The organism is Candidatus Bathyarchaeia archaeon (genome assembly GCA_035283685.1).
GTDB lineage: Archaea > Thermoproteota > Bathyarchaeia > Bathyarchaeales > Bathyarchaeaceae > DATETJ01.
Map to the genome: position 1 here is coordinate 277,731 of DATETJ010000002.1, position 25,692 is coordinate 303,422.

Sequence of the window (25,692 nt, forward strand, 5' to 3'; positions counted from 1 at the left end):
TGAAGTTAGAATGTTGGTCTAGTCTTTCTCGCGACTTGTAAATTTGTGAATTGGTGAATTTCGCTCTGTTTTATCAGTGGCGAGTTGGCGTTAATTCCTTGGGTTTGATTGAATCTGGGATGACTCGCAATGGTTCAAGATAGTGCCGGGGCAAAGACTCGGAAGGCTGTCGTTGAGGCTTCTGATGAGCCGCTTTTGATTGCGGTTGAGAATTTGAAGAAGGGCATGATGTTTACGATGAGCCAGCTTAATTCGAGACGAGTTCTGCCCGAAAAGAAGTTGCGGTGGTTGAAGGCCCTCACGAGGCAGGTTGAAGCCTTGGTTAATGTGGTTGAAGCCCTTCATAACATTGGAAGCAAATCGGCATCAGATGTGGATCTGGCGACTTTTCTCTCTTCTCTGGAGAAAGAGTTTCCAACACAACCGCAGACGCCAGCACTGGGCTCAGCTGCTAGCGAATGTCGCACTGCAATGCGCCAAGCCTCAATGGGCATGAGCGGTATGAGTGGTATGCGCCGTGCAACCAGCAGACGATACTAGAGAGAAGCTGAGCAAGCTCTGCAAGAGTCCCGCGTACTTTGCAGGTGTTATCCTGAACCTGCGACTGTTCTCGTATCAAACTGAACTACTCGAATGCGCGAATAGACGGGTTGTGGCTTGTTGGGCTAGGCAGACGGGTAAGACTACTGCTATTGCTATCCGGGTTATTCATTTTGCTTTTACGAATGCGGGTGCGACTACGCTTATTGTGAGTCGTGGTTTGAGGCAGAGTATGATTATGTTTGGTGTCATTGAGCGTTTTATTGTTGGGCATCCGGTTTTGAGGAAGTCGGTTGTGCGGTCGACTCGTACTTTGATTCAGCTTAGTAATGGTAGTCAGATTATTGCGTTGCCGTGTGGTCCTGATGGGGCTGGGCTTAGGGGTTTTACGGCGCATTTGGTGGTTATGGATGAGGCTGCTTTTATGCCTGAGGATGTGGTTGCCAGTGTTATTTTTCCTATGTTGGCGACGACGAATGGCACGGCTATTATGCTGAGTACGCCTTGGGGACGTGACCATATTTTCTATCGAAGTTTTAAGAATCCGAATTATTGGAGTCAGCATGTCCGGGCTGAGCAGTGTCCACGGATTACGAAGGAGTTCTTGGAGGAGCAGCGACGCGACATCGGTGAACTGCGTTATAAGATGGAGTATGAAGCTGAGTTTGTGGAGGATGAGAACAGTTTCTTCAAGCAAGACTTGATCCGCGAATGCACAGAAGACTACGACCTTATAGCTGAAGACGTGCTGACTAAAGATGAAAAGGTTTTAGGTAACTATTATTTAGGCGCTGATTTTGGCAAGAAAGTGGACTACAGCGTAATAGCCTTACTCAAAGAAGAGGACAACGACCGTTTCAGGCTTGTCTTCTTGAAGCAGTTTCCATTAGGCACGCCATACACTGACATCGTTGCCTACATTCATAACTTGAATCAGAAATTTGACATCATAAGAGGCTACTGCGACCAAAGCGCAATCGGCGAAAGCCTCATCGAAGAAATCCAGCAGTTCGCGCCACAAGTTAACGGTTTACCCTTCACTGCCAAAACCAAGCAAGACTTGCTGACCCTGCTGCAGACACGCATGGAACAAAGGCGCATAACATTGCCACTTGATAGAGCGCTACTCACGCAAATCAATGAACAGCAGTACAGGTTCAGTAGATCACCCGTCAAACCAACAGAGAAGCCTACAGAAGCAGGCACACTCACATTCTACCATCCACAGGGAACGCACGACGACCATTTATGGGCACTGGCGCTGGCAGCATACGCCACGAAACAAAAAGAGAACGAGCACCGACTGTTTATAGCCAATAGATAAACGATCTTAAAGGGGACTGGGAGCTAGGCTATTCCATGGCTTTCTGGAAAACGATAACACGTTCATTCATGACTCCCGGAAAGCGAATTCGATGATACTTGATGTTTCTTAGAGTGTCGAAAATCTTACTGAACCCAATCTCCATTATTAGGTAATCAGTTAGGTGACCTATAACATCAGACTTCCTCACACGCCCCTTTCCTTGACCAAAAGTAAGTGCGAAGTATCCGCCTCCTCTGAGAGCTTTCTTACACTCTTCGAAGGATTTCTTCACATCCCTGAGATATTCATCCTGCAATGTTTCCCTATGCCTCTTGCACCTCGCCCCGATTTCATTAATCAGCACGTCGGGTATTTTATGTTCCCTAAAGAAAAGGCTAGTGAGGCGCATTGATCTTGCATAGTCATTGCAGCCAAGGTATGGAGGCGATGTGACAATCAGATCCACGGTTCCGGGAACAATCCAACCGAGATCACGAGCATCTCCAACTCGTACATCGCCTTCTAAACTTCTCCACTCGCACGAGTTGAGTTCTTCATATTGTTTCCGGAATTTTCTAGAAGCTTCCTCAACAAGATCAAGATGCTGAATGTACTTTTGCTTTGAAGGGACTTCAATGAATTCCTTTGGCATGCAACCGTCAGTTATGTAAGTGTAATGCTTTCTCTGAGAGCAACAAGACTTCAGTATGGCCGAGAAGACTACTTTCTTCAACAGATGAAGACTGCTCGCACCATCATCCGCTATGCAACTGTGAATCTCCAGCAGTTCGTTCAACGTTCTTGGATGAAACCATCTGAAAACCTCTTCGTTAATCCCATGCTGCCTACAGTATTGTAATGGCTCCTCTGCTAGGCGTCTGTTGCATATAGTCTTGGCGAACTCTTTCGCCCAAGTCCAATCGCGGCAATTCAGTGCTTCGAATTTTGCTTTTACTATATCAACTGCATAGGGATTGGAATCAACCCCCAGAAAATTGCGACCCTGTTTTGCCGCTTCCACCAATGCAACTCCGCTTCCCAAGAAAGGGTCTAATACTTCGTCTTTTCTTTCAGAGAACATTTGTATGAGAATTGATGGAATTTGGGGGATAAAAGAAGCCGGGTACCAATGCATATTGTTTATGTCTTCTGGATATGACTTGCTTACATAATCTTGAAAATCCCAGTCGACCCTAGCAAGCAATCGAGTGACGGCAGTTTGCTCCAACTGATTCAGCTAGAATCGCCCCCCAGTGCGCTCCAGCAAGGTTCTCATAAAATGAACATCAGTTCCCGACGGTATTGACGAAAGAACCCAAGATGCGAAATCGCGATTCTTACACAGTCGTTTGACCTTATTGATCCTTTCTTCCGTGAAAATTCCCACAATTACATTAGGTTGGATTTGGTGCGGTTTAAGATTTTCTTCAAACGTCATCAAAGGTTGATGGAGAGTCTGAATTTCCCGAGTTCTCCACCTTCTGTCAAGAAAGTAATCGGCAATGATTCTGAACCCAAAGAACTTTTCCGAAGAATCCTCGAGCTGTGGTATCGCAGTTTTCCTAACGTTGTCAATATCCCAGCTACTTAATGAGAACATGCCCAGACACGTAAAAGTGTCGCCAAGTCTTATCCGAGTTGCGATTCTCTTCGTGTCGGGATTCTGCATCAATCTATTGTGAAGGAGCTCCTCTTCTGTAAGGCACCAGTCTTCTTCTCTGAGCTTAGGAACGTTTTCCGAATGGACGAGAACTCTAACTGCATGTTTGATCATTGCCTGAAGAGAGAAATCCTGCACATCATCATAAATGCATGTATACACCCTTTCCCTGAGCCTGCGCCAGCGGCTCAGATTTTCGAAAGCTTTTTCAGAGAACTGTATTTCTTCGCCAACTATTACGAAGGACATGGCGAGTAATTCAGCTAGGCGTCCGTCACCCTTTTCGAGTCCCATTGCAGTAGAGGCTCTGATAATGTTATCGATGTTATCCAGATCAACTGTACTTTTCAAGAGGGATCCTAGTCTTGTCTTTCCCAACGCCAAATCAGCAATTCGGAATGGGTCCAAACCTAATTGTCTTGCTTCCGGAGTTTGACAAACTTTCTGAAGTTTGAGACTCCTTCCCAAGAAAATCTGTGCCATTTCTCTCCCTAAATCACTCGTCCTTCCTGTGAGCAGATCATATAGATGCTGCTCATGATCATAGCCGAATTCCGCTTTGAGAACTCCCTCTACTGCATGACCAAACGGCGGCGTAGCGACATCATGGTATAAGCCTGCGGTCATTAACTCGATTTTGTCCTTTGCGGTCAAGTCAAGGGTTTTCGCAGTCAAACCGGCAAGATGGCAAGCGCCAATTGAGTGTTCATACCTGTTGCAGTTTGAAAATGAAGGAAATGCTAGAAAGGGCACGTTCGCAATTCTTATCTCGCGAAGACGCAAGAGTCCTGGGCAAGTCAGCAGCAATCCTACGACGTGTGGAAAGCTCAGTCTTCCGTATAATCTATCGAATATCATTACACTTTCACGCAATTCGGAAATATGTAAAGGCCTCTCAATCCTATGCCTTTCATAAACTATTATATTGAAGAATTATTTTAATGCATTAGGCGGTGGCGCTTATACATGGTTGAAAGCCAAGGCTTTAGAGACGGCCAAAGTTATATTAACGCATATTTCATGGTGCTTGACATACAAGGTTCTTCGAAACTTGTTTCAAGCAATGAGGCTGACAAAGTTGATGAAGCACTCGGTGAATTTGAGCGCGTCGTTTATGATTCCGTCCAAAGAAAAGCTAAGCATAAAAGATGCGGGACTGCCAAATTTTGGGGGTGGCAGGGAGATGGTGGACTCTGCGTGTTCTACGATGATAACGAAAGCTTCGCTCGAGAAACCGCCACTGAAAGTGCCAAGGAGATCCTTGCTGAGATTCCTTCGCTTAATGATCGCATTGGACGGATGAAGTTCGGCGGGGAAATCCATGTACGAATTGCACTTCACAAAGGAAGTTTCAAGTACAAGGAAAAACCTGGCTCCATCCACAGTGTAGAGCTCAACTTGATCTCACACGCTCAGAAGGCAGTGCCCGTTGATTGCCTCGCAATCTCCAAGCAGGTCTACGATGTTTGTGGCATTGAAAAGACCGACTTCCATGATGCTGAAAGCACCTTCGAGGACAATCAGTTCTATATCTATAGCAAGCGACCTAAAGATGATGTACTTCGGGAATGGAAGCAGAATTCAACAATATCAGGCGAGAATAGAGTTGCGCTAGAGAGTGATGTCGCCCTTGAGCAGCTTGGCTTAAGAGGCGCGTTCATGCAACGCGGTCTGACCAGAGAATACGTCAGACTCATGGATAATGCCTATAAGTGTATCTGGGCGCTCGGCGTTGGGCTAGGAGGTTTCCAAAGAGATTATCGTGATCAAATTCTTTTGAAGAAAGCAAACGAGGGTGTTGACATCCGCCTTCTTGTTGCAGACCCTGATGTTGTCATCACGTTTGACAAGAAGAAGCTGAATCTCCCATCGATGCGGGATTTTGAGACAGATCTCGGGACCTACAATGCGGACAATGGTCAGACTATAACGCGAACCATTGATGATATCAACGAGAAAATCAAAACTTCGAAGCTAGCTAAGAAAACGTATATCCGCTTGAAATTCTACCGAACCTTGCCAACGCTGGCAATATTGAGAGTTGATTCCAATCTCTACTTCAGTCCCTATTTCATCCAAGAGCCCAATTGGAAATCCTGCACTTTCAAAGTCACATCAGGAGGACGACTGTTTGAACAATGCGTTAGGCATTTTCAATCTATTTGGGACAACTCAAAATACTCCACGGAGGCTTCAAAGCTCCCTAGGCAGATATGAAATATGTCATCCACACTCCAAGAAGACAAAGCATGTGGCTTCCGAAGGTCGGCGTATTATGTACCTCTAAGATCAATATCATCAAGAAGTCGTTCGCTTGTAGAACATGCTCGACTCAAGCTTCTTTATAACGAACTAGCCCCTTTCTATGACCTAGCGACGTGTCGTAATAGCAAAAGAGAAGCGGCATTCTTGCACAAAACGATACGATCGCTCAACCCGAAGGCTGCACACATTATGGACTTGGGATGCGGAATAGGACGCTTAGCAGAGGTGCTACACAAGAAGTATGGATATCTGGTTACAGGAATAGACTTGTCTCGAGCCATGGCACTCTTGGCTAGGCAGCGCTGCCCGGAATGCGATTTCATAAGGATGGACATCAGATGCTTGGGATTGAACATGGATTTCGATGTTGCCATTTGTATGTGGACGACGTTCAACTACTTATCCGTCAAGGAAGACATAGCCAAGTTTTTTGCGGGAGTCTCCAGGTCCCTGAAAGCATCGGGCCTGCTTTTCGTTGACATGAACAACCATGGTCTTCGAGACAAACGCAACTACTCACGTGAAGCAAGGAACGATTCCTACCTTGTGAAGGTCGAGATACGCAAGAGAGTTGTGGGAGACCTTAACGAAGGAATATACTATTATCGGATAAGGAATCTAAAGACAGGGAAAGAAATCTCCGCTAGGGATCAAGAGATAAGCAAGATCTACACTTTGGAGACGATTGCATCAGCGGCATGTCCTCAGTTTGACTTTCTCAAAGCTTACGGAGATTACGATGTTAGTGCGGAGTATGTCCCAAGTTCTTCTGATCGAATTATTGCTGTGTTTCGAAGAAATGAAAGACAACTCCAAACCGAAACTAGTGAGGAACACGCTCATGTCAGGCAGACTTGATCGCAATATTTTCATTATCATAGAAGGAATTGATGGCACTGGAAAGACAACCATCGCTAAACAACTGGCAGAGGAGATCAACGGTCAATATATCAAATCCCCTCCTCCACCCTTTGATAAGATAAAACAACATGTCCTTGAAACAGCTACGCCAATGGCGCGATTCACATACTTCCTGTGTTCGAATATTCAACTCTCAGTCTTGGCAAAGACTCTTCTGAGTAAGAGTCACGTAGTCGCTGACCGCTATGTTTGGTCAACTGTAGCATATCATGCAGCCATTGAGCGGCTATCGGTAAGAACGCCGATAAAACTGATCGCATCGTTCCGCAAGTTCCTTCTTATGCCAGATCTAGTGATTTTTCTCACTGTGCAAAGGCAAGTTCAATTGACACGGATTAAGAAAAGATCTGACAACTCACTCCAGCGCGGTCTACTGCTTTCCAATGAGTTTCAGCTTAGACTTATGAAAGCCTATCGCGATGTGGAAGAGCTATTTGAAGTCCCATTGCTTAGGATAGATACAACGAACAAGTCGATTTCTGCAATCATTGACATAATCAAAGGAGCCTTGAGAATAAGAGGTTGGTTTCCTGCAAAGCGGAATTAAGACCTGCTGTCTCACGGATTATTTAGATGAGGATTTGAAAAAGACACCGAAGAGTGCGAAGCACAACACTATTAACCAGAATTCGATGCAATAAGAATAAGAGGTGTATGAAATGTCTGAAACCAAGATCGTGTGCATATACGACAACAATAAAGCGTGTCCAGTATGCATGGCGATAGGCATGAGAATTCCAGTATTAGACCTCGCACGCCAAGCATGCCCGATATGTCCAATACGTCTAGATATGCTACCGAAATCCTCATGACAAAACCCTACGTGATTGCTCTTATAGGAACCCAGCTTTCCCCTTCGTTTCTCAAGTATTTAGCGAGTAGGAGATATGCTTCATTAATCAGCGTCTCCAGTTCTTGCTGGTTTCCATGCATGGTGTAAAGGAGATGTGTCGGCGCGATGATGCCTTCGCCCAAGAATTCGACGCGTGACTGCAATCACTGCTAAGAGAAGTCATACTAAGTTGCGAGGTGATGTTATGTGTGGTGTGTGCCTTGCGAAGTAAGTTTGATAAGGTGAAGGTTGCAGAATCCAGAACAGTCTACAATAAGCATGGCAGGCGTGTTGTCGTAGATACTCTGGAATTCGCAGATGGTTCAAGACATGAATGGGTCTACTTCTCAGGCTGGGGCTCGCCTAGCGCTTTCGCAGGTGCAGTGGCGATAGCAGCATTCACAAAAGACAACAAGATGGTTCTGACCAAGCAATACAGACACCCTCTTCGCAAAATGATAAATGACTTGCCTGCTGGCGGCATACACCTTGGAGAAACCCCGAAGCAAGCAGCCTTAAGGGAGTTGGAAGAAGAGACAGGCTACACAACTGACGAGCTCAAGTGGATTGGGAGGTTCAACTGGAATCCCAGCAACATGGCTGGAACAGTTGAAATATTCTTTACAAAAGCCCTCAAGCTAAAGGGAAAACCTGACCCAGATGAAATAGCGAACATCGAACTTGTAGATTTCAGCAAGGTCTTGGATCGTGTAATGAGAGGGAAGTATATCGACTCAGCTCTAATTATAGCGACATTGCTCGTGTCAAACAAGAAACTTATTCACTCTTAACCGCACAAGCCTTTTCACTGTTGAAGAAGGCTGAATCACGCGTAAAGGTAATCTAACTCGGTCTAAACAACTTCACGCGAGCAAGTGTTGAGTCACATGGATGTTAGCAGGGTCGCCGACGAAAAGTACATCTATCTAACGACTAGAGGTAGAAAGACTGGAAACCCACACACAGTTGAGTTGTGGTTTGCAACAGCTGGAAAGAAAATCTATCTCAGCCACGAAGGAGCATACACTGACTGGATGAAAAACATTCTTGAAGACAGTCGAGTCGAGTTCAAGATCGGAAAAATCCAGTTCAAAGGCAACGCACGAATCGCCAAAGGCGGGGAAGCTTTTGAATTGGGAAAACATGCTCTCTACCTTAAATATTACGGCAAGGCAAACGAAGACACAATTGACGATTGGTTCTCAGAATCAACAATAATCGAGATTACAATGATCATTACATAGAGGCACACGGGCTCTGACGGCCAGGCGACCTGGGCGGTATATAGGATTTTCTATATATAGAGATTCCTATATAGTCCGGCGGCAGCCTTTCGACGAACGTCTAGCTTCACAGACATCTGCGCTGGTCAGTATCTGACTCTGTTTTTGGTTACCTTGCTATGAATGTAGTTCCGTGTTTGTTGAATTTCATTTCTATTTGGTCGAGGACATCTAGTCTGCCTAATATGTATGGGACGTTTTCGATGGTGGAGAAAGCGACTCTTGCTTTGAACGCGTGGTTGTCTATTCTTATCTGGAGTTTATGGATTCGGATCGGTATGGACTCGCTTGTGGCTGTTTTCACGTAGGACAGTTGACCGCTTTCAAAGACTATGCCGAGGACGTCACAGAGGCTTTTTGGGAAGATTGATATGACCGCTCCTGTGTCGACGATGACATCTATGGCGGCTTCCTCTTGTTTTCCTTGTAAGAATATCTTGGCGACGGGTATGGTGACTTTGCCGAATGTTTCCGTGTCGATGAGTTTGTAGGGAAAGCGGAGTTCGGTCATAAGATGAGCGCTTCTTCCTTCGGAATGAAAGCCAGCGTCGGTTTTGACTTGGGATAGCTTTTCCTAGCCATGTCGTAGGCTTTTTTGGCCGTGTTGCCGTGACCTATGACTTTCTTGTTCCATATAGCTACGTGCTGTCCCTTGTAGTCTTCAAAGGCTTCGGGATGCTCAACATACCACAAGAAGTCTTCATCTATTTCCCCAAATCTCTTCATAAGAAACTCATCACGATTACTGTCTGATATTGACTGCTACCCGAAATAAATACCTTAAGGAGCTCTGACGCTTCACGAAGCTCGTATGAGTGTGAGCACATGTAATAAGCTTCTAGAAGATTTCTTCACAAGTTTGTTATGTGGAAATTGACAACAACATACCTAGTGGTAGAAAATGAAAACCAAAATGACCGCAAGAAAAACAATGCTATTGCTAGTGGGCATGCTTGCTTTGGCCTTTAGTCTAGTAACATCGGGAAATGCGACGTTCGTTCAGGGTACGCTCACCACCAAGCCACTGTGGACATATTCGGATGCAATCAACGTAGGAACCGTCACAGTCGCCATCCAAGGAGAGAATCTAGTCGTCACGCTCGCGACCGCAGGCGGTTGGCTAATGACTGCCACACATCTCTACGTGGACACCACATGGCCAGGCTGGTCTTTCCCCTTCCCATTGGAGCTTTTCATCGGACATGAAGGTTTAGGCGGAGTTACAACCGACACGTTTGTAGTCTCGTTGACAGGCTTAGGTGTGGAATGCAACGATCTGCTGTACATATCCGCGCACGCACGCGTGACTGAAGACCTCACGCAACGAGATGCTTGGGGACAAGACAACCCGTCGATAATCGGCTGGAAGAAATACTTCTCCGTGACCATCCCATGCGAAGAAAGACCAGCGGGAAAGAGCCCTGGATGGTGGAAGCATCAATTCCTCGCATACATCGAAGGTAAAGGAAAACCGCAATTGTCCTGGAGCACTCTCGTGGACCTGACCGCAATGATTGATGGTTACTATGGTCTCACACCACCGCCACTCTTTGGCTATCCTCTGCCCCCTGTAAGTTCCCTAGACTATGATGGCAATGGTGTTTTCACAACTGGTGATGCATATAACATCTTCACCCACAATAGCTGGAACTCCCTGTGGACGCCACTAGCCAACTGGTACAACTGGGCATACGGTCTCGCGCCATACGTGTAGGAAAAAGGCTCATCAAGAACCCCAAACCAACCCCCCTTTTTTTAATAAAATGGATACACAGCACTGACCTCGCACATCATCCGCCCGGATCAGTGGATGTGTTCAAATCGGTGCCCTAAGAAAACTGGATAGTTTGCAGTATTGTAAGGACTTCAGCTTGTGTGGCTCTTTTTGTTAGGTATTCGTTGTCCAGTTTGCCTGCTTGTCTCACGAGCACGCTTTTCACATCTTGCTCGCCAACTGCCCCCCCTGTCTGGTCTGGCTAACTTGTTCACGATGAAGTCTTCGGGTGAGATTTCCTTTTTTTGTGATGCGAAAGTTTTTTTACTTTTGTTTCCATATGGAAACTTTAGTTTACAGTGATAGTCATGCAGTTTCATAATTTGATCGAAGGGCTGTTAGGCTCCAAGGTGAAAGTCAAGGTTCTTAGAACGCTTTGGAGATACCGCGAGAAGGAATTCACCATAAGGGAACTTGCCAAATTCTTGGGCATATCGCACATGGGCATCAACAAGGTTCTTGATGAACTTGAAAAAACAAACGCCATTACTGTGCGGACTCTTGGAAGGTCTTACGCTTTCAAACTGAACGCAAACAGCTATGCAGCAAACATAGTTGAAAGAACGTTTGAACTGGAACATCAAGCCCTCTCAGAGCTTAAAGACACAATAAAAAGAAAAATGGAGTCTCCTTTGGTTACATCAGTCGCATTGTACGGGAGTGTAGTGGAAGGAAGAGAAACGCCACGAAGCGACATAGATCTTCTCATCGTAACCAACCACAAAGAAAAGGTGGAAGACATCGTTGCCGAACTTCAGAAGGACATTTCTGACAGATTTGGCAACTCAATTTCAGCATATTATGTTGGCGAAGAAGACCTGCAAAAGAGACAAAAGGAATCTCCAATCAAACAAGCTGTACGAAATCACGTGTTGATCTGCGGCAACCCCCTGGAATAAGAACCATGTCCACACGAGTTAGACATGTAAACAAATCTCTCTTCGTTAACTATTTGAGGAAATCTGAAGAATGCTTGGACGCGGCGTCAGAGTGTCTGAGAAGCGCAAGATGGAACGCAGCTGTTATTAACGCTGTTCACTGCGGAATAAGCGCTTGCGACGCTCTTACAGTCTTCATGCTAGGTGTCAGACACGCTGGAGAAAGGCATGAAGACGTAATCAGCCTCATTCAGACAGTTGGTTTACCGAAAGATACCTTAACAGCAAGAAGCAAACAGTTGAGCAGACTGCTTGGAATAAAGAACGCGGCTGAATACGAAGAAAGACTGATGAACGAAAACGACGCACGAGAAGCTGTAAGAGACGCAGCACGATTCTTCAACTGGGTCAAAGAATTCCTCAGCAAATGATTACTGCATTTTAACCCCAAGCCATCGACTGCTGCGTGACTATCGACCGCACCTAAAATAAACACCTTAAGTAGCACTGATGCCTCAGGAAGCTCGTATAGTCTCCAGAACTCTAAGCACGTCTGCTTGATGGGCTCTTTTTACCAAGTATTTGTTGTCCAGTTTGCCTGCTTGTCTCACGAGCACGCTTTTTACGTCTTGCTCATCAACTGCGCCTCTGTCCGGTCTGGCTAACTTGTTCACTATGAAGTCTTCGGGCGAGATGATCCACGCGCTTATGTTTTTGCCGAGTTTGGCTTTTTTTCTTCGCTTCAAGGTTTCGTTGTCGAACGTAATCCCATCGGGTTTCAGCCAAAGCTCAGCTTCCACCTTCTCTTCATGGTCCACAATGACCAGGACTGGGTTGTTCGGCGAATAGACCGTGACTTCCACGCCTATTCCCTGTAGCCATTTGCGAAGCTGGTTCAGTTCCTGCTCTGTCTTGACTGCAACTGCTATGTCAATGTCAAGTGTGGTTCGCACTCTTCCATAGAAGGGCAGAGCATAGCCTCCAATGATCATGTAAGGAATGTTTCTGCCTTCAAACAGCTTGATGAGTTTCTGAAGAGTCCCTAATATTGCGGACAATTGAATTCAACTCCATGAACAATAAAAACGGAGAATGCCCATTCTCAACCAGTCTCCGCGTGTATAATGCATCTTTGGCAGCCCGTTCCAAGTCTGCCTTCCTAGCTCGAAGAGGCTTCATATTTAGCTTTTTGTAGGTCTCAAGGAAATCCAAGCCCAGAGCCGTGCACACTATGCTCTTTTTTGGCCTGCCTCGAATTGCATGCCTAACAGCCTGAAACTCGATCAGCTTCTCTTCACTCATTTTCCTTGTCAGAGACACTATTGTTGATGTTTTCCATCTGAGTTTGTGGACTAGGTCTCTGACGCCACATGCACCTGACGCAGCGGCTTGAAGAATCTGGGACTTCTGCTCCAAAGACATTTTGTTTCCCACAAGGAAACTTATTCAACCATAACTAGGAGAAACCCGCACTTAAACATATTGCAGCAATATTCCCCTAGCGGTTCGCAGTTCAAAATCCTCAAGATGACTTGATGAAATTCACGCGATCGGCTTTGTATAGGATTTTCTATATATAGCTGGTTCTATACTTGCGTTGCTACGAAATAGTCTTTGACGACTTTGTCTGTGATCTGGTATTTTCCGTCTTTTCTTTGGATTAGGTCGTATCTTTCAAGCTCTTGAAGATAGTATGGGAGGCTTGAGAGTTTGAGTTTTATGTGCTTTGCGATTTGAGATGCTGAGCTTTTTTCTTGTGAGATGGCTTTCAGGATTCCCAGGAGCCGCGTTTCCTTCGTTGAAGTGCCCAAATCCTCTTTCAGGATATAATTTACGTAAAGATTGAGCGCACCGGTCGGGTTAGTGAGAATTCTTCTGTAGGTTTCTTCGAGGTGTTCGCGGGGGTTTCGGTTTTCAGCTAGCATGATGAGGTAGTAGGGGTGTCCCCCCACAAGCTTATACGCTCTTCCTGCCTCTTTTTGGCTGCACCTGGCAGTCTTCATGAACAGTTCAACCGCGTATTTTTCGGGTAGCTGCCCGATTTCCTCAATGATAAAGTGTCCGAACAGTGGGCTTTCGCCCTTGCCCAAGATGTTTTTCATGAAGTGGACTCTTGAGCCGCTGACCACGTATTCCACGTTTTCTCTTTGTTCAATTATGCTTCTTAGCAGTTCGTTTATGGCTTCGAGCTTGGGATACCTCTTGAACTCGATCAGATTGGGAAACTCGTCAACGATTACCACGATTCTCCTGCGGCTTTTTTTGGAGACTTCGTTTGCATAATCGAATGCTAGGAGAAACACGGTTCTGTAGTCTTCGGTTTCTGCCACTTCGGGGCGAATCTGCACTGCGATTTGTCCCTTTTCATCTACTGAAGGCTCGATGGTTAGGCGGAGTCTTTTCAGTTTCGTGAGTGTTCTTAGCAGGTTGCCCAATGTTATTGAGGCTTTTTCCACCGTACCCAAGTCTTTAGCATAAGCCTTCGTTATTTGAGACATTACATTCTGTGCGAAATCATACGGCGAAAATCTGTAGACCGAGAGATCGATATAAACGACTATTATCTGTTTGCGCTCAAGTTCCTCTTTGACTTTCAACAGAATGGTAGTCTTGCCGATCCTTCGAGGACCAATCAACGCGTAGTTTACATCTTTGGAAGGATCCGAAAGGCTCCTTACGAGCTTCGTGACTTCCTTTTCTCTGTCAATGATTTCTTTTGGGGGTTTGCCTACAGCCATATCAGACGCCTAAAAGGACAGTATATAGGAGTCTCTATATATAGGAATTCCTATATAACATGGCAGCAGCCTTTGAGTTAAGAAAAGAAAGAAAAAGGAAGTGATGGTGAAGATGTCTATCATAAAAGAAGAATTGAGCACGACGTGGAATAGTAAACCTTTCAAGAACCGTGAAGAAGTAAAGACGGAGATTCGTGACTGTGACCGGTTTGCTGGCATTTCTCAGTATGCTTGCTTCATATTTGCTGCGTTAGGAGTCATTGGTGATGCAATGAACATCACTCTTGGCTTGGAGTCAATGTCGTGGTTTCTGCTGGCTATCGTTGCTGGTCTAAATGCCATAATCGGTCATACGCATGTAGTTGTGGCTAAGCATTTGCTTGGCATAGAAGCTGAAAGCAAAAAAGAATAGTGAACTCTTCAACTATCCTCTTTTTTTATGTGTTCATAGAATTTCTATCCAACCAGCCGAATTCGTCGCGCTCACTGGAGAAAGGCTTTCTTAGGAGGTTTATCGTGGGCTTCGTTTCAGCTTCGTTTCATGATAACAGTAATCTTAAAGATCATGAAGTTGATAAGAAGAGAAGGCAAAGGAGACTGCTGTGACATGGCTAAGCTGCTTGTGTTGTACGATAGCCAGACGGGTAATACTGAGCGTATGGCTCAGGCTTTGGCTGAGGGCGCTCGCTCCGTAGCTGGGGTTGATGTAGACCTAAAGTACTATGCGGAACCGAAGGAACTAGCCGAAGCTGCCGCCGTAGTCGTAGGCGCGCCAACATACTACCATGACATTACATTACCGATAAAACAGGTGCTGGAGGAAGCAGCCAAAGCTGGAGTTAAACTACAGGGCAAAGTCGGCGCGGCTTTCGGTTCGTACGGTTGGAGCGGCGAAGCGCCAGAGCAAGTGTTGGAGATTTTAAAGAACAGGTTTGGCATGAAGACGATTGAGCCGCCAATCGCTGTCTTGTACGAGCCTAAGCAGGCGCAGCTTGACGAATGCCGAAAACTGGGTAAGCGCGTCGCCGAGGAAATCGTTGGCAAATAGGCGTCTAGGATAGAGATGAAAGAGAAGCTGGAAGCTGAGGTGCTCGAAGCCGTCTGCGCCGATGTTCGCTTAGAAGGCACTGTGTCAAACATCCACGTAAACACGCTCATAACAACGTTTGGTCAGCGAGTCAACAAGGCGCTTGAGGCTCTTAGCGAAAGCCGCATCAAAAAATACGTGTTTCAACCCAGCGGGCGCATAGTCTGGATCGTGGTGGGCAAAGAACGCGACTACCTAGTCATGCCTGCAGCTGAGTACTGCTCGTGCGACGATTTCTATTTCCAATTCGACCATGGGCACATATGCTACCACATAATCGCCCAGAAACTCGCCGAGTCGCTTGGACGCTTCGACTTATTCGAAGACGACGACGACTTCTTCGATATACTCATCCGAGAATGGAAACAGCCTGAGGAGCATCCGCCGCCAAAGAGGAAGAGGGCAACGAGCAGTGAAGGTACTGTTTAAATAGGCTCTACGGCAAATTAACAGAGACAAAAGTGACCCTGCCATGGCAATGGAAATCGGCGCATTCTTCGAAAACGTTGTGCTAACATTCCTGCTCGTAATCACATTCTTCTTCCTAGTCCTAGTCTTCCTCTACATGATCTTCGGCAAAGAAGAAAAAACAGCCACGGCAACAACACCTAAGACCAAAACTAGCTCCTAGCAACCTGCTTTCTCATCCAGAAAAACACGATAAAACCGATTATCGTCAACACTGCAGCAAGGACAATTGCCAGAGGAGCGTAGGGACCAGCGCCAAGCACAATGGGAATCGGCCCAACAAAGATTATTGCGCCGCCGCTCACGGTTCCATCGCCGCCGAGCAAGGCAGAAGCCACCAGCACAATGACCCCTGCAAACATCAAAACAAAACCGAACAGAAACAACTTCAAAGGCAAACTGGATGTTGCCCCGTGCTCCTCAGCCTCAAACATAATTCCAAGTCTTCCTACCTGAAGATTCCATAGGAAAACAACGTGAAGACAAAGAGCAAAACAACCAACACAATCGACAATATCAAAATGATCTTAACTGACTCCTTGTCTGTTCCGAAGACTATGGGAATTGGACCGATAATCACTGCGCCTCCGCCTCTCACTTTGCCCTTGCCGCCTTTTGCACCTGAGAGCATCAGCCACATCATGGCGATGAATGCGACTGCAAAGCCCACGAGAAGTAACGCAACACCGATGCTCGAAAGAAGCTGATCAGCCACAGAGCTTTCACATCTGTACAATTAGGTTACTGAACCCTGTTTCAGATAAGCTTTCACAGAAGTAGGTTTAAATAAAATCTCTCCGCGAAACTAGTGCAGAGCCCTGAAAAAAGTGGACCTCGAAAACATTGTGCAGCGAATACTGCTAACGCGACGCGACCTCACACGAAGCGAGGTGCTCAGGAGAATCTATGACAAGAAGCGCTCATCCGACGACTACTTCCTCGACGAAGTCGCCGCCCGCATAGTCGCCATGGAATTAGGCGTCGAAATCCAAAGCCAAGAAGAAGCGTTTCCCAGCGAAATCGCCATCAAAGACCTAGTCTCAGGCTTAAACGACGTAACTATTGTTGGACGAGTCATCGCCGTTTATCCAGTTCAGACTTTCACCCGCAAAGACTTCAAAGAAGGAAAATTGGCTCGTTTGCTTCTAACAGATGGAACAGGCACTTTAAAGCTGGTCTTATGGGACGACAATGTGGACCTTGTTGAAACTGGAAAGATGCAGCAGGGACAAATCGTCAGAGTCCTCCATGCTTATGTGCGTGAATCCTTTGATGGCAGACTTGAACTGCACCTTGGAAGAAAGGGAGACTTGGAGATTTCACCCCAAGGCATTGATGAAAGCCGCTTTCCCCACACAGCCGAAGCCATGGACAAGATTGCACAGGTGACACCTCAGAAAAAGAAGACCAGCGTGCAAGGACAAGTTACAAGCGTGTTCCCAATTTCAGAATTCACTAGGAAGGATAGTTCAAGCGGCAAGGTCAGGCGACTACGCCTCAAAGACGAAACCGGAGAGACAACTCTCGTATTCTGGAACGAAAAAGTGGATGAACTCGGCACAGTGGACGAGGGCGACCACCTCCGCATAACAAACGCCAGAGTCAAAACAGGACTTGACGGCAGAGTTGAAGTGCACGTAGAAAACTCCAGCCAAATCCAGAAGACAGCTGGTCAAGCAGCTAGACCAATCGCTAAAAGCGAAACAACACGTAGAATAGCGGATTTGGCGGAAGGCGAACTAGCCATTATCGAAGCCGCTGTCACATCCGCACCAATAATAAAAGAGGTTACCACGTCTCGAGGCGAGAATGTGCTTGTAGCTTCATTCGATCTAGCCGATGAATCAGGGACAATCGGAGTTTCACTGTGGCGAAAACACACCGAGTTCGCAAGAGAGCTGTCAATCGGCACCAAGATTAAGTTGAAAGACGTTTACGTCAAGAAAGGCTTTCTAAATCCTCTGGAACTTGCTTCTCGAAGCTCAACAACGGTTGAGATCGTTTCAAAGCCTGCGACTCTGCAACCAGAAAATAAACTAGAATAATTTCATAAAAAATAACAACAAATCTTATAAGCTAAAACCGCTGATGAGATCGGCTTGGGCTTTGCAAAAGCCAATTTACGCCCGGAAAAAAGTCTATCAAAGCTCTTTTCCTTCTGAAAAAATCTTTGAAAAATTAGCCAAAACAGCCAACAGATTCGAGCTGTACGCCACACCTGAAATGCAAGCAGTCGCAAGAATTGAAGCCAGTTTACTACGAGGAGCGCGTAAGTATTTCGATGCCCACGACTTCACCGAAATCATAGCGCCACATTTAACTAGAGCTACAGGTGCGTGCGAGAACATTGCCACAATGTTCACAGTGGACCACTTTGGCGAAAACTGCTACCTAGCACAGACAGGCCAGCTCTACCTCGAAGTCTTGACGCCTTTCCTGAAAAAAGTCTGGTGCATTGGACCCAGCTTCAGAGCCGAGCCAGCGGTAGACGAAAGACACTTGACAGAGTTTACGCTGGTTGAGTTGGAGTTTGAAGGCGACCTCTGGCAGTTGATGCACCATATTGAAGGCACTATCTACTCCATGATTCAGGAATGCATAGCCACTAGAAGCGAAGACCTGAAACTGCTCGGCGTGGACAAGGACAGAGTCAACGTGAAGCCGCCGTTCAAGAAAGTTTCCTACGCCGACGCGGTGGAACAGTTAAGCTCGTTCGGCGTCAAATGGGGCGACGACCTAAAAAGCATACATGAAAAAGCGCTGGTGGAAGTTTTCGGCAGCAAACCCTTGTTTGTAACACACTATCCCAAGGCTATCAAGTTCTTCAACATGAAGCAGAACTCGTACAACTCCAACGTTGTCAACAGCACTGATCTTCTGCTGCCATGCGGTGGCGAAGCTGTAGGCGCGGCTGAGAGAGAATGCGAGTACGAACCATTGTTGCAACGATTGAAAGACTCTAATATGCTGCGGCAGTTGATTGAGAAAGGTGGCAGCATACACGACTTCGACTGGTACTTAGAATTTTATCGCCTGCACGGCGGCACTCAGCATTCAGGCTGCGGCATAGGACTCAACCGAGTAACGCAATACGTGCTTGGAAGCAGCGACATACGAGCCAGCACAGTGTTCCCAATGAACAAGCAAACCCTAATGTAACAATCCACAACCCACTTTTTTCTTTGCTTTAACTCGACAGAGAAAACAGTTTTAACGAAAACCGAGCTAATTCTAATCAGCGACCAGTTATGGAAAAATTCGGGGATCACCTCAAGACAAACCCCTTCAACTATGTTGCCAAACTTGAATCGCCCATTGGAGTCTACCTTAGAAGAGAAGTGTTCAAGAAGGAAGCTGGCGACGCAACTATAGCCAAGAAACTACATGAAAGAATCGCGGCGCAACAATCGCAGGATGGAAGCTGGAATCAACTATTCGTTCACACAGCCAACAACCTCTGGAACCTTGCCCTCCTCGGCTACGACAGAAGGGACTATAGCGTCAGGCAAGGCATGGAATGGCTCTTATCAATTCAACGCCACCAATATCGCGGTTACCCGGGCTTCTTTTATTCTGGCAACAGACAAGACGCAAGCACAATGCGTTCAACGTTTTACGGAGAATTCGGCCCAGGCTGCACCATATTCTACCAAACAGCCTACGCAGTTCATCTCTTCCACATCTTCGGCTTCGACGACAACAAGCAAGTTCAAACAACTGTGAACTCGTATCTTCAGTTTTGGCGGCCAACGTGGTGCAGTGCATGGTGCACAATAAACGTGCTACGCATGCTAATTGAACACCCGTTGAGCCAGGAGTCCAAACAGGTTGAAGACGGCTTGAAATACCTAGCTAGAAGACAGAGCAGGACTGGAGCGTGGAAAGGCTTCCCCTTCTACCACACGCTTCACGCCTTATCCAGATCACACAATGAACTCGCGGGAAAACAGGTGAAAAAAGCGCTCGCGTCAACTGTGAAGAGACAGAATAAGGATGGAAGTTGGGGCAAAAAGGAGCAGGAGACACAGACTTTTCTGGTTCTCGACGCTGCGAAAAACGTTGGAGCCATCTGAAACCCTGGTCAGCGGAAGTCTTAATTCCTAAGCTATTTCATAATATGCGCTTTCCCAAATCATCAAGGAGCATATCACATTGAAGCCAAATCAGTTCTCTTTACCCGTAGACGAATTGCCCAAAGAGTGGTACAACATCCAGCCCGACTTACCCCAGCCTCTTCCGCCTCCAAAAGAACCTGAAACCGGACCCTCACGCATGGACTTCCTCGGGCGAACCATGATCCACGAATGCCTCGCGCAGGAAAGCTCTATCCAACGATGGATTCCCATACCAACTGAAGTGCGCGAACTCTACATTCAAGTCGGTCGACCAAGACCGTTGTACCGCGCCCTGAAGCTGGAGCAGTTTTTGAAGCTGAAGAAAACGCGAATCTACTACAAGCGCGAAGACTTGTCGCCCACTGGCTCGCATAAGACTAACACGGCGTTGGCGCAAGCGTATTTTGCCGCTAAAGAGGGCAAGAAGATTCTGGTGACGGAAACCGGCGCTGGACAGTGGGGCACCGCCTTGACGCATGCAGCCCGTCTGATGGGCTTAACCAGCGTAGTCTTCTGGGTTCGCTCGGTTTACGACTGGAAGTCGGACAGGCGCACGTTCATGCACTTGCTGGGCGCCACGGTGCACGCTTCGCCGAGCAAGGAAACCGAGACAGGCAGACAACTGCTGAAAAAAGACGCAAACCACCACGGCTCCTTAGGCATAGCCGTGTCCGAAGGACTGGAATATGCTGAAAAGCACGATGACGCGGTTTACGGCTTAGGCTCAGTTTTGAATCACGTGCTCATACATCAATCCATAATCGGATTAGAAACCATCAAACAGTTCGAACTCGCCGACGACAAACCAGACCTGATAGTTGGCTGTTTAGGCGGAGGTAGCAACTTCGGCGGCATCGCCCTGCCCTTTGCAGGCGAAGTTTTGACGAAAAAACGGAAATGCGAATTCTTGGCGTCTCAGTCAGAAGTTGCGCCTAATCTGGTGAAGGGCAAGTACGAGTATGACTTTGGCGACGTGGCTGAGCATACGCCCTTACTGAAGATGTACACGCTTGGACACAAAACCGACATGAATCCGATTAAGGCAGATGGATTGCGCTATCATGCGGCTGCGCCTTTGATAAGCGCTTTGAGAAACATAGGTATTGTCAAAGCTAAGGCTTACCCAGCGGATGAGAAAGCAGTCTTTGAAGCTGCTAGAACGTTCCTTCAATGCGAAGGCTGGCTTATCGCGCCTGAATCAAGCTACGCGGTACGGGCAACGATAGACGAAGCATTGAGGAATGAGAAGAGCGGCGAAGAGAAAGCTATTTTAATGAACATTAGTGGGCACGGATTCCTAGATATACCTGCTTATAGAGAAAAACTCGGAATATAGCCAGACTAACATGTGTAAATGAAAATCTAACCTTTCGTCATCTGTACTAGAGGATATTTTCACAAATGTTAAAAGTATAATTATGAAAGATAAGACCAGAAGAGCGAGAGGAGAGCATGTCTCTTCTTCAGCGCCGAGAGAGGGGCGCTGGAAGAAAATAAGTACCCAAATTTAATGGAGAGTGAGAAAAACGCAAAGCAAAAAGTTAGTGCTCGTTATCTGTGCAGCAGTCGCAATATTGGGCTCAATGCTGTCTGTAAATCCAGTGAAAGCACCGCCAACCGTTATCGATGTTTACACTTGGGGCTTTGTTAATGGGGGCACCAATGTTATCAGTCCTCCCATCCAGAGTGCAGTGAATTGGGCATCCGTTAACCCTCCGGGACCTTTCACTTTCAGGGTGCATACAGGCACTTATCAAGAACAGGTTACCATTCCCAGTGCACTGGCGGGTTCCACGTTTGTAGCTGTAGGCTCGGTAACACTGGACGGTGCGTCATGCAGCTTGCCTTACGGCTTCGAATTAGTAGGTACCAACTTGGTTACAGTCAAAGGTTTCACTGTAGAGCACTTTGGCGAGGCAGGCATCTATCTTCACAAAGACTGGAATGGAAATATTCCATCTTCTCAAAACGAAGTCAGAAACAACATAATTCAGAACAACTGTGGTAGCGGAATTCTCCTCAGCGACTCGCACATGAATGACATCAAATCGAACACTGTCCAAAGCAACGGGAAGATTGGAGTTTTCGTTGACAACGGGCTGGGCAACAGAATAAAAAGCAATACAGTCGACGGTAACGCCATGTCAGGTATAGAATATCACGTTGCGCCAAGAACAATAGTGATTGGTAACACCGTCACGAATAATGGTCAGGATGGTCTCAACGCCGACGGCTATTCATACGGTGCTACAATCAGGGGCAACACTTTTGATCACAACAGCTGGAACGGAATCAATGTGCTTTCGGGCTTAAACACCATTAAAGACAATGAAATCAGCAATAACGGGTTCAATGGCATCATGTTGGCGCAGGGAGACAACAACGTGGTTTGGGAAAATTGGATTTACCTCAACGGCATGGACGGCATATTCGTCACATACTCTTGGTGGAACTGGGACTCGTCTGACAGGAACTCTATCAGATTCAACAGGGTCTATGGAAATAGACACGGCGTCTTCATCTATTCTTCAGACTGGAACATGGTTTGGAACAACACAATCTATGATAATCTATTCAATGGCATACAGATCACTGGCGAGTCACCTCCGATCTTGGCGGAAGAAAACACCGTTTACAGTAATGCACTTCAGAGCAACGGCTTAGGCTATCCTCCCCCAAGCGACTGGGTGGGAGTTGATTTGTACTACGACGGATGGTATGGCTGGCTCAACAACCATTGGGGAACAAGCTCTGCCAACGACAACAACTTTGGGACATGGGCTGTAGGGTTCAGTTTCGGCACTCCACCACTTCCTACGTGATAGCCGCACCTAAATCACAGTCGTTCCCATCTTCCTCTTTTTTGCGCACAAATCAAGACCTAACGTGAATTCGCAGGTGAAAAGCGGAGAAAGGGCGTGAGGAAGACCGAGTTATTAGATGGGCTCCTGTTGTTTTTGCTAATCGTTACTCCGCTCAGTTCTCTTAGTCAAAATCGTATCAAACAACCCTTTGGTTTCGATGAAACTCTAACTGAGACATCAAAACCTTCTGCCGCTTCGTCTGAGATTATGTCCGCCTTTGGAAATGATGTTAATCTCTACGTTAGCTCATACGACCAAGACCAACCGACTATATCATCCAATCCCACGGACTCACTCAACCTTGCTGCAGGTTCACAGGATCAGAGCACAGCAAAGCCTGCCGGTACAACACTTTGGACAATCACGTATCGTTCTCTTGACGGAGGCGCGTCCTGGTCCAAGGGTTACGTGCCTCGTGCTGGACCTCTTGCGTCTTTCGGAAGGGCAGGGAATCCAGTCGTGGATTTTGACGGGTTCGGCAACGCTTACTGCGTTGGAACCGCTCTCATGCGAGGAGCAGACTATGATGTTAGTGTCTGGGTCGCCAAATCCACAGATGGAGGTCTAGCGTATGGTACACCAGCCATGATGGATGAAGGCAACGGTTACCCCTCTCCCTTTTTTGAAATGAATGATCAACCATGGATTGCTACTGACAAGAGAACAGTTGGCGCAGGCGCTGGCTACGTTTATGTGACATGGACTAGCTTTGTAGATCTGAATGGTGATGGCTCGCCAGATACTTATCACATACTTTTTTCACGGTCCACGGATGGTGGCGCGACTTTCTCAACGCCGACGCAGGTTAGCGACGCTGGGAATTGGAGAAACAGGCTTAGTCGAGTTGCTGTGGGTCCAAACGGGGAAATCTACGTTTCATGGATTAACTGGAACCTTCCAACCGCGAGGATATTGTTTGACAAATCCACCGATTTTGGAGCATCCTTTGGAGTTGACATCGAGGCGCAATCGTTCAATCAGATTCCAAATCTGCAGTACATCCAGCGAACGCCTCCAAGTATGTCCATGGCTGTGGACAAAAGCGGAGGAGCCTACAACGGATACATATACATCGCGTATCCAGAGGACCCGCCATCAACGGCAGACAAGTCAGATATTATGTTCACCTGCTCAATAAACGGTGGAGACACATGGAGCACTCCTGTCAAACTGAACGATGACGCTACCTCGAATGACCAGTTCTTTCCTGCTGTGGCTGTTGACCCCTTAGGCAGCATTAAAGCAGCATGGTTTGACAGAAGACTCGACTCCGAGAACAGGTACATCGATGTTTTTCTTACAGAATCCAATGACGGAGGTGCGTCACTTGCAGCCAATACGAGAGTCACGGACACCAACTTTGACCCGGCGGGCGCTTTCTTAGGAGACTATATTGACATCGATGCAAGTGAAGCGCAAGTTCATCCTATTTGGACTGATAGAAGGAACGGCAACAACGACGTGTACACTGAGTATGCCCCAAGCGGGCACGAGCTTAGCGTTTCACTTCAAGCTCCAGCGGTTCTCGAACCTGCCGATTCAGCCCAACTGAACGCCACAGTCTACAACATTGGCTCAAACAATGAAACCAACGTGCAATTTCTATTGTTAATCAACGGCACGGTCGTCAATTCGACGGTGATCCCAGAGTTGCCGACAGGTTCATCCTACACAGTGAGTCACAGTTGGTCTCCGCAAGCTGAGAGCATCTACAACGTAACCGCATACGTTCCACCACTTCCTGAAGAAGTACTGACCTTAAACAATGCTGCTTGGAAATATGTCCAAGTGGAGATTCTACCGGACATTCTGGTTGTGGCTGACGACGACGCGCCTCATTGGATTACCGGAACAAGCCTTTCAGAATTTGAATCCGCCTTGACCTCAGCCAGATATGACTATTGGGTATGGAACGAATCCTCGATGGGACGTCCTTCGGAAGGATTTCTGTTGAAGTTTAAACTTGTAATCTGGACTTCAGGCGACTATTGGGGTTGGGCAGTCGACCCCATTGATGCTGCAACGCTGCAAACTTATTTCAACCGAGGCGGAAACATTTTGCTTGAAGGCGAAGACATCGGCTATGATCATGGCTCTGACAGTTTTATGGTAAACGTGGCACATGCCAGTTTTGAGGTTGATTATACGGAGGCGCTTGGGTTGACAGTTACAGATCGAACTCACTCGGTAACTCAGAATTTGCCACAGAGTTTACCTTGGCTTACAGTCCCACCGTCTGACGACGGAGTTGTGCCTACGCATGGAGGATTTGAAGTTATACGTTACACAAGCACTTCTTGGACTGCTGTCACCTTGTTTGACGGAGTCGGAACAAGCAACGGCTCAGTTGTTTATTACGCATTTCCAATCTACAGTCTAGCCCAACCTGAAAGAGAAAACCTGATAATCAACTCTGTTAATTGGCTTCTTCCACCGATAGCCCGCTTCACCCACTCGCCTGAAAAGCCATCCGCTGGCGAAGTTGTTATCTTCAACGCTACGTTGTCAACCCCAAATGATGGGATTATAGCGACCTATGAATGGGATTTCGGCGACACGAACACAACCACTACGACCAATCCGACAATAACCCACAGGTTCAATGTGCCAGGAAACTATAACGTAACCTTAACTGTTACAGATAGTGAAGGAAAAAGCGACACTTCTTGGGCCATCATAGCGATTTATCTAATAGGCGATGTTGACCGCGACAGAGATGTAGACGCCTCAGACCTGTTCTACTTCAGCAAAGCGTACGGCTCTGATCCCTCTAAGCCGAACTGGAGACAGGAATGCGACTTCAACGAAGACAACAGAGTAGACGCCTCAGACTTGTTTAGCCTAAGCAAAAACTTCGGCAAAGCCTTGTGACTTTCACCACACCTTAACTCATTTGAGAAAAACAAAAGCTGATGGGTGGTTCGCCAGCGAAGCGTGCACGCGACCAGAGGAATATGAAAT

Annotated in this window: 31 protein-coding genes; 21 read left to right on the plus strand and 10 right to left on the minus strand. The window is 46.8% G+C overall.

All coding sequences use genetic code 11. The annotated features are described in order from the left end of the window. Nucleotides 1–129: 129 nt before the first annotated feature. Both VJ249_01585 and VJ249_01590 read left to right on the plus strand, forming a co-directional pair. Complete coding sequence (locus VJ249_01585) at nt 130–540, plus strand: hypothetical protein (protein HKZ93257.1); 411 nt, start codon at nt 130–132, stop codon at nt 538–540. Next, nucleotides 518–1,864, plus strand: a complete 1,347-nt coding sequence (locus tag VJ249_01590) for a terminase family protein (GenBank protein HKZ93258.1) — start codon at nt 518–520, stop codon at nt 1,862–1,864. Before VJ249_01585 ends, VJ249_01590 begins: the two co-directional genes overlap by 23 nt. Nucleotides 1,865–1,892: 28 nt before the next feature. Here VJ249_01590 and VJ249_01595 read toward each other — a convergent pair whose 3' ends face one another. Next, on the minus strand, nt 1,893–3,074 hold the full coding sequence (locus VJ249_01595) for a DNA methyltransferase (GenBank protein HKZ93259.1): 1,182 nt from the start codon (nt 3,072–3,074) through the stop codon (nt 1,893–1,895). Between the two features lie 9 nt (nt 3,075–3,083). Beyond that, nucleotides 3,084–4,364, minus strand: coding sequence for an HD domain-containing protein (locus tag VJ249_01600; GenBank protein HKZ93260.1), 1,281 nt, complete (start codon nt 4,362–4,364; stop codon nt 3,084–3,086). A 108-nt stretch (nt 4,365–4,472) separates the two neighbouring features. On the opposite strand from VJ249_01600, the gene VJ249_01605 reads away from it, so the two are divergent. From VJ249_01605 to VJ249_01620, 4 genes are all read left to right on the plus strand, one after another. Continuing rightward, nucleotides 4,473–5,723, plus strand: a complete 1,251-nt coding sequence (locus tag VJ249_01605) for a hypothetical protein (GenBank protein HKZ93261.1) — start codon at nt 4,473–4,475, stop codon at nt 5,721–5,723. A gap of 192 nt (nt 5,724–5,915) precedes the next feature. After that, nucleotides 5,916–6,629, plus strand: coding sequence for a class I SAM-dependent methyltransferase (locus tag VJ249_01610; GenBank protein HKZ93262.1), 714 nt, complete (start codon nt 5,916–5,918; stop codon nt 6,627–6,629). Continuing rightward, entirely contained in the window at nt 6,613–7,239 is a 627-nt protein-coding gene (tmk, locus tag VJ249_01615) for a dTMP kinase (protein ID HKZ93263.1), read from the plus strand. Before VJ249_01610 ends, tmk begins: the two co-directional genes overlap by 17 nt. Nucleotides 7,240–7,351: 112 nt before the next feature. Further along, nucleotides 7,352–7,504, plus strand: a complete 153-nt coding sequence (locus tag VJ249_01620; GenBank protein ID HKZ93264.1) for a hypothetical protein — start codon at nt 7,352–7,354, stop codon at nt 7,502–7,504. A gap of 7 nt (nt 7,505–7,511) precedes the next feature. Here the strand turns inward: VJ249_01620 and VJ249_01625 are convergent, their stop codons facing one another. Next, on the minus strand, nt 7,512–7,688 hold the full coding sequence (locus VJ249_01625) for a hypothetical protein (GenBank protein HKZ93265.1): 177 nt from the start codon (nt 7,686–7,688) through the stop codon (nt 7,512–7,514). A 57-nt stretch (nt 7,689–7,745) separates the two neighbouring features. Between VJ249_01625 and VJ249_01630 the strand changes: the two genes are divergently transcribed. Both VJ249_01630 and VJ249_01635 read left to right on the plus strand, forming a co-directional pair. Continuing rightward, on the plus strand, nt 7,746–8,315 hold the full coding sequence (locus VJ249_01630) for an NUDIX hydrolase (GenBank protein HKZ93266.1): 570 nt from the start codon (nt 7,746–7,748) through the stop codon (nt 8,313–8,315). A 96-nt stretch (nt 8,316–8,411) separates the two neighbouring features. Further along, entirely contained in the window at nt 8,412–8,768 is a 357-nt protein-coding gene (locus VJ249_01635; GenBank protein ID HKZ93267.1) for a nitroreductase/quinone reductase family protein, read from the plus strand. A 148-nt stretch (nt 8,769–8,916) separates the two neighbouring features. On the opposite strand, the gene VJ249_01640 is transcribed toward VJ249_01635, so the two are convergent. After that, nucleotides 8,917–9,318, minus strand: coding sequence for a hypothetical protein (locus VJ249_01640; GenBank protein ID HKZ93268.1), 402 nt, complete (start codon nt 9,316–9,318; stop codon nt 8,917–8,919). Beyond that, nucleotides 9,315–9,533, minus strand: coding sequence for a DUF5678 domain-containing protein (locus VJ249_01645; protein HKZ93269.1), 219 nt, complete (start codon nt 9,531–9,533; stop codon nt 9,315–9,317). The genes VJ249_01640 and VJ249_01645 overlap by 4 nt, the downstream gene beginning before the upstream one ends. Nucleotides 9,534–9,708: 175 nt before the next feature. Here VJ249_01645 and VJ249_01650 point away from each other — a divergent pair, with 175 nt between their 5' ends. From VJ249_01650 to VJ249_01660, 3 genes are all read left to right on the plus strand, one after another. Then, nucleotides 9,709–10,521, plus strand: a complete 813-nt coding sequence (locus VJ249_01650; protein HKZ93270.1) for a hypothetical protein — start codon at nt 9,709–9,711, stop codon at nt 10,519–10,521. Nucleotides 10,522–10,889: 368 nt separating this feature from the next. Then, on the plus strand, nt 10,890–11,480 hold the full coding sequence (locus tag VJ249_01655; GenBank protein HKZ93271.1) for a nucleotidyltransferase domain-containing protein: 591 nt from the start codon (nt 10,890–10,892) through the stop codon (nt 11,478–11,480). A 5-nt stretch (nt 11,481–11,485) separates the two neighbouring features. After that, nucleotides 11,486–11,890, plus strand: a complete 405-nt coding sequence (locus tag VJ249_01660; GenBank protein HKZ93272.1) for a HEPN domain-containing protein — start codon at nt 11,486–11,488, stop codon at nt 11,888–11,890. A gap of 84 nt (nt 11,891–11,974) precedes the next feature. On the opposite strand, the gene VJ249_01665 is transcribed toward VJ249_01660, so the two are convergent. From VJ249_01665 to VJ249_01675, 3 genes are all read right to left on the minus strand, one after another. Next, complete coding sequence (locus tag VJ249_01665; GenBank protein ID HKZ93273.1) at nt 11,975–12,517, minus strand: DUF6036 family nucleotidyltransferase; 543 nt, start codon at nt 12,515–12,517, stop codon at nt 11,975–11,977. After that, the gene (locus VJ249_01670) at nt 12,471–12,881 is read right to left on the minus strand and encodes a hypothetical protein (protein ID HKZ93274.1); all 411 of its coding nucleotides are present in this window, start codon (nt 12,879–12,881) and stop codon (nt 12,471–12,473) included. Before VJ249_01670 ends, VJ249_01665 begins: the two co-directional genes overlap by 47 nt. Before the next feature lie 164 nt (nt 12,882–13,045). Further along, nucleotides 13,046–14,197, minus strand: a complete 1,152-nt coding sequence (locus tag VJ249_01675) for an ATP-binding protein (protein HKZ93275.1) — start codon at nt 14,195–14,197, stop codon at nt 13,046–13,048. A gap of 112 nt (nt 14,198–14,309) precedes the next feature. On the opposite strand from VJ249_01675, the gene VJ249_01680 reads away from it, so the two are divergent. From VJ249_01680 to VJ249_01695, 4 genes are all read left to right on the plus strand, one after another. Further along, a complete protein-coding gene (locus tag VJ249_01680; GenBank protein ID HKZ93276.1) occupies nt 14,310–14,609 on the plus strand; it encodes a hypothetical protein in 300 nt (99 codons plus the stop codon). A 195-nt stretch (nt 14,610–14,804) separates the two neighbouring features. Continuing rightward, on the plus strand, nt 14,805–15,245 hold the full coding sequence (locus tag VJ249_01685; GenBank protein ID HKZ93277.1) for a flavodoxin domain-containing protein: 441 nt from the start codon (nt 14,805–14,807) through the stop codon (nt 15,243–15,245). 15 nt (nt 15,246–15,260) lie between these two features. Continuing rightward, nucleotides 15,261–15,713: a hypothetical protein gene (locus VJ249_01690; protein ID HKZ93278.1), complete on the plus strand. Its 453-nt coding sequence runs from the start codon at nt 15,261–15,263 to the stop codon at nt 15,711–15,713. A gap of 43 nt (nt 15,714–15,756) precedes the next feature. Next, the gene (locus VJ249_01695) at nt 15,757–15,915 is read left to right on the plus strand and encodes a hypothetical protein (protein HKZ93279.1); all 159 of its coding nucleotides are present in this window, start codon (nt 15,757–15,759) and stop codon (nt 15,913–15,915) included. Here VJ249_01695 and VJ249_01700 read toward each other — a convergent pair. Both VJ249_01700 and VJ249_01705 read right to left on the minus strand, forming a co-directional pair. Further along, complete coding sequence (locus VJ249_01700; protein HKZ93280.1) at nt 15,905–16,186, minus strand: DUF131 domain-containing protein; 282 nt, start codon at nt 16,184–16,186, stop codon at nt 15,905–15,907. The genes VJ249_01695 and VJ249_01700 overlap by 11 nt on opposite strands. Before the next feature lie 14 nt (nt 16,187–16,200). Then, entirely contained in the window at nt 16,201–16,467 is a 267-nt protein-coding gene (locus VJ249_01705; protein ID HKZ93281.1) for a DUF131 domain-containing protein, read from the minus strand. Between the two features lie 112 nt (nt 16,468–16,579). Here VJ249_01705 and VJ249_01710 point away from each other — a divergent pair, with 112 nt between their 5' ends. The 6 genes from VJ249_01710 (at nt 16,580) to VJ249_01735 (ending at nt 25,602) form a co-directional block, all read left to right on the plus strand. Further along, nucleotides 16,580–17,797 (plus strand): OB-fold nucleic acid binding domain-containing protein, encoded by a 1,218-nt coding sequence (locus tag VJ249_01710; GenBank protein HKZ93282.1) that lies wholly within the window; start codon nt 16,580–16,582, stop codon nt 17,795–17,797. Nucleotides 17,798–17,858: 61 nt separating this feature from the next. Further along, the gene (locus VJ249_01715; GenBank protein ID HKZ93283.1) at nt 17,859–18,911 is read left to right on the plus strand and encodes an amino acid--tRNA ligase-related protein; all 1,053 of its coding nucleotides are present in this window, start codon (nt 17,859–17,861) and stop codon (nt 18,909–18,911) included. Between the two features lie 89 nt (nt 18,912–19,000). Next, the gene (locus VJ249_01720) at nt 19,001–19,825 is read left to right on the plus strand and encodes a hypothetical protein (protein ID HKZ93284.1); all 825 of its coding nucleotides are present in this window, start codon (nt 19,001–19,003) and stop codon (nt 19,823–19,825) included. Between the two features lie 79 nt (nt 19,826–19,904). Next, nucleotides 19,905–21,203, plus strand: a complete 1,299-nt coding sequence (locus VJ249_01725; protein HKZ93285.1) for a TrpB-like pyridoxal phosphate-dependent enzyme — start codon at nt 19,905–19,907, stop codon at nt 21,201–21,203. Between the two features lie 181 nt (nt 21,204–21,384). Then, nucleotides 21,385–22,689, plus strand: coding sequence for a right-handed parallel beta-helix repeat-containing protein (locus tag VJ249_01730; GenBank protein ID HKZ93286.1), 1,305 nt, complete (start codon nt 21,385–21,387; stop codon nt 22,687–22,689). Nucleotides 22,690–22,785: 96 nt separating this feature from the next. After that, nucleotides 22,786–25,602: a PKD domain-containing protein gene (locus VJ249_01735; protein ID HKZ93287.1), complete on the plus strand. Its 2,817-nt coding sequence runs from the start codon at nt 22,786–22,788 to the stop codon at nt 25,600–25,602. Nucleotides 25,603–25,692 lie beyond the last annotated feature (90 nt).

What these genes read in the sequence shown, in the direction of transcription:
- VJ249_01585 (HKZ93257.1), top strand. Translation starts at nt 130, where the DNA reads ATGGTTCAAGATAGTGCCGGGGCAAAGACTCGGAAGGCTGTCGTTGAG.
- VJ249_01600 (HKZ93260.1), bottom strand. Translation starts at nt 4,364, where the DNA reads ATGATATTCGATAGATTATACGGAAGACTGAGCTTTCCACACGTCGTA.
- VJ249_01605 (HKZ93261.1), top strand. Translation starts at nt 4,473, where the DNA reads ATGGTTGAAAGCCAAGGCTTTAGAGACGGCCAAAGTTATATTAACGCA.
- tmk (HKZ93263.1), top strand. Translation starts at nt 6,613, where the DNA reads ATGTCAGGCAGACTTGATCGCAATATTTTCATTATCATAGAAGGAATT.
- VJ249_01620 (HKZ93264.1), top strand. Translation starts at nt 7,352, where the DNA reads ATGTCTGAAACCAAGATCGTGTGCATATACGACAACAATAAAGCGTGT.
- VJ249_01635 (HKZ93267.1), top strand. Translation starts at nt 8,412, where the DNA reads ATGGATGTTAGCAGGGTCGCCGACGAAAAGTACATCTATCTAACGACT.
- VJ249_01640 (HKZ93268.1), bottom strand. Translation starts at nt 9,318, where the DNA reads ATGACCGAACTCCGCTTTCCCTACAAACTCATCGACACGGAAACATTC.
- VJ249_01645 (HKZ93269.1), bottom strand. Translation starts at nt 9,533, where the DNA reads ATGAAGAGATTTGGGGAAATAGATGAAGACTTCTTGTGGTATGTTGAG.
- VJ249_01650 (HKZ93270.1), top strand. Translation starts at nt 9,709, where the DNA reads ATGAAAACCAAAATGACCGCAAGAAAAACAATGCTATTGCTAGTGGGC.
- VJ249_01655 (HKZ93271.1), top strand. Translation starts at nt 10,890, where the DNA reads ATGCAGTTTCATAATTTGATCGAAGGGCTGTTAGGCTCCAAGGTGAAA.
- VJ249_01660 (HKZ93272.1), top strand. Translation starts at nt 11,486, where the DNA reads ATGTCCACACGAGTTAGACATGTAAACAAATCTCTCTTCGTTAACTAT.
- VJ249_01670 (HKZ93274.1), bottom strand. Translation starts at nt 12,881, where the DNA reads ATGTCTTTGGAGCAGAAGTCCCAGATTCTTCAAGCCGCTGCGTCAGGT.
- VJ249_01675 (HKZ93275.1), bottom strand. Translation starts at nt 14,197, where the DNA reads ATGGCTGTAGGCAAACCCCCAAAAGAAATCATTGACAGAGAAAAGGAA.
- VJ249_01680 (HKZ93276.1), top strand. Translation starts at nt 14,310, where the DNA reads ATGTCTATCATAAAAGAAGAATTGAGCACGACGTGGAATAGTAAACCT.
- VJ249_01685 (HKZ93277.1), top strand. Translation starts at nt 14,805, where the DNA reads ATGGCTAAGCTGCTTGTGTTGTACGATAGCCAGACGGGTAATACTGAG.
- VJ249_01690 (HKZ93278.1), top strand. Translation starts at nt 15,261, where the DNA reads ATGAAAGAGAAGCTGGAAGCTGAGGTGCTCGAAGCCGTCTGCGCCGAT.
- VJ249_01695 (HKZ93279.1), top strand. Translation starts at nt 15,757, where the DNA reads ATGGCAATGGAAATCGGCGCATTCTTCGAAAACGTTGTGCTAACATTC.
- VJ249_01700 (HKZ93280.1), bottom strand. Translation starts at nt 16,186, where the DNA reads ATGTTTGAGGCTGAGGAGCACGGGGCAACATCCAGTTTGCCTTTGAAG.
- VJ249_01720 (HKZ93284.1), top strand. Translation starts at nt 19,001, where the DNA reads ATGGAAAAATTCGGGGATCACCTCAAGACAAACCCCTTCAACTATGTT.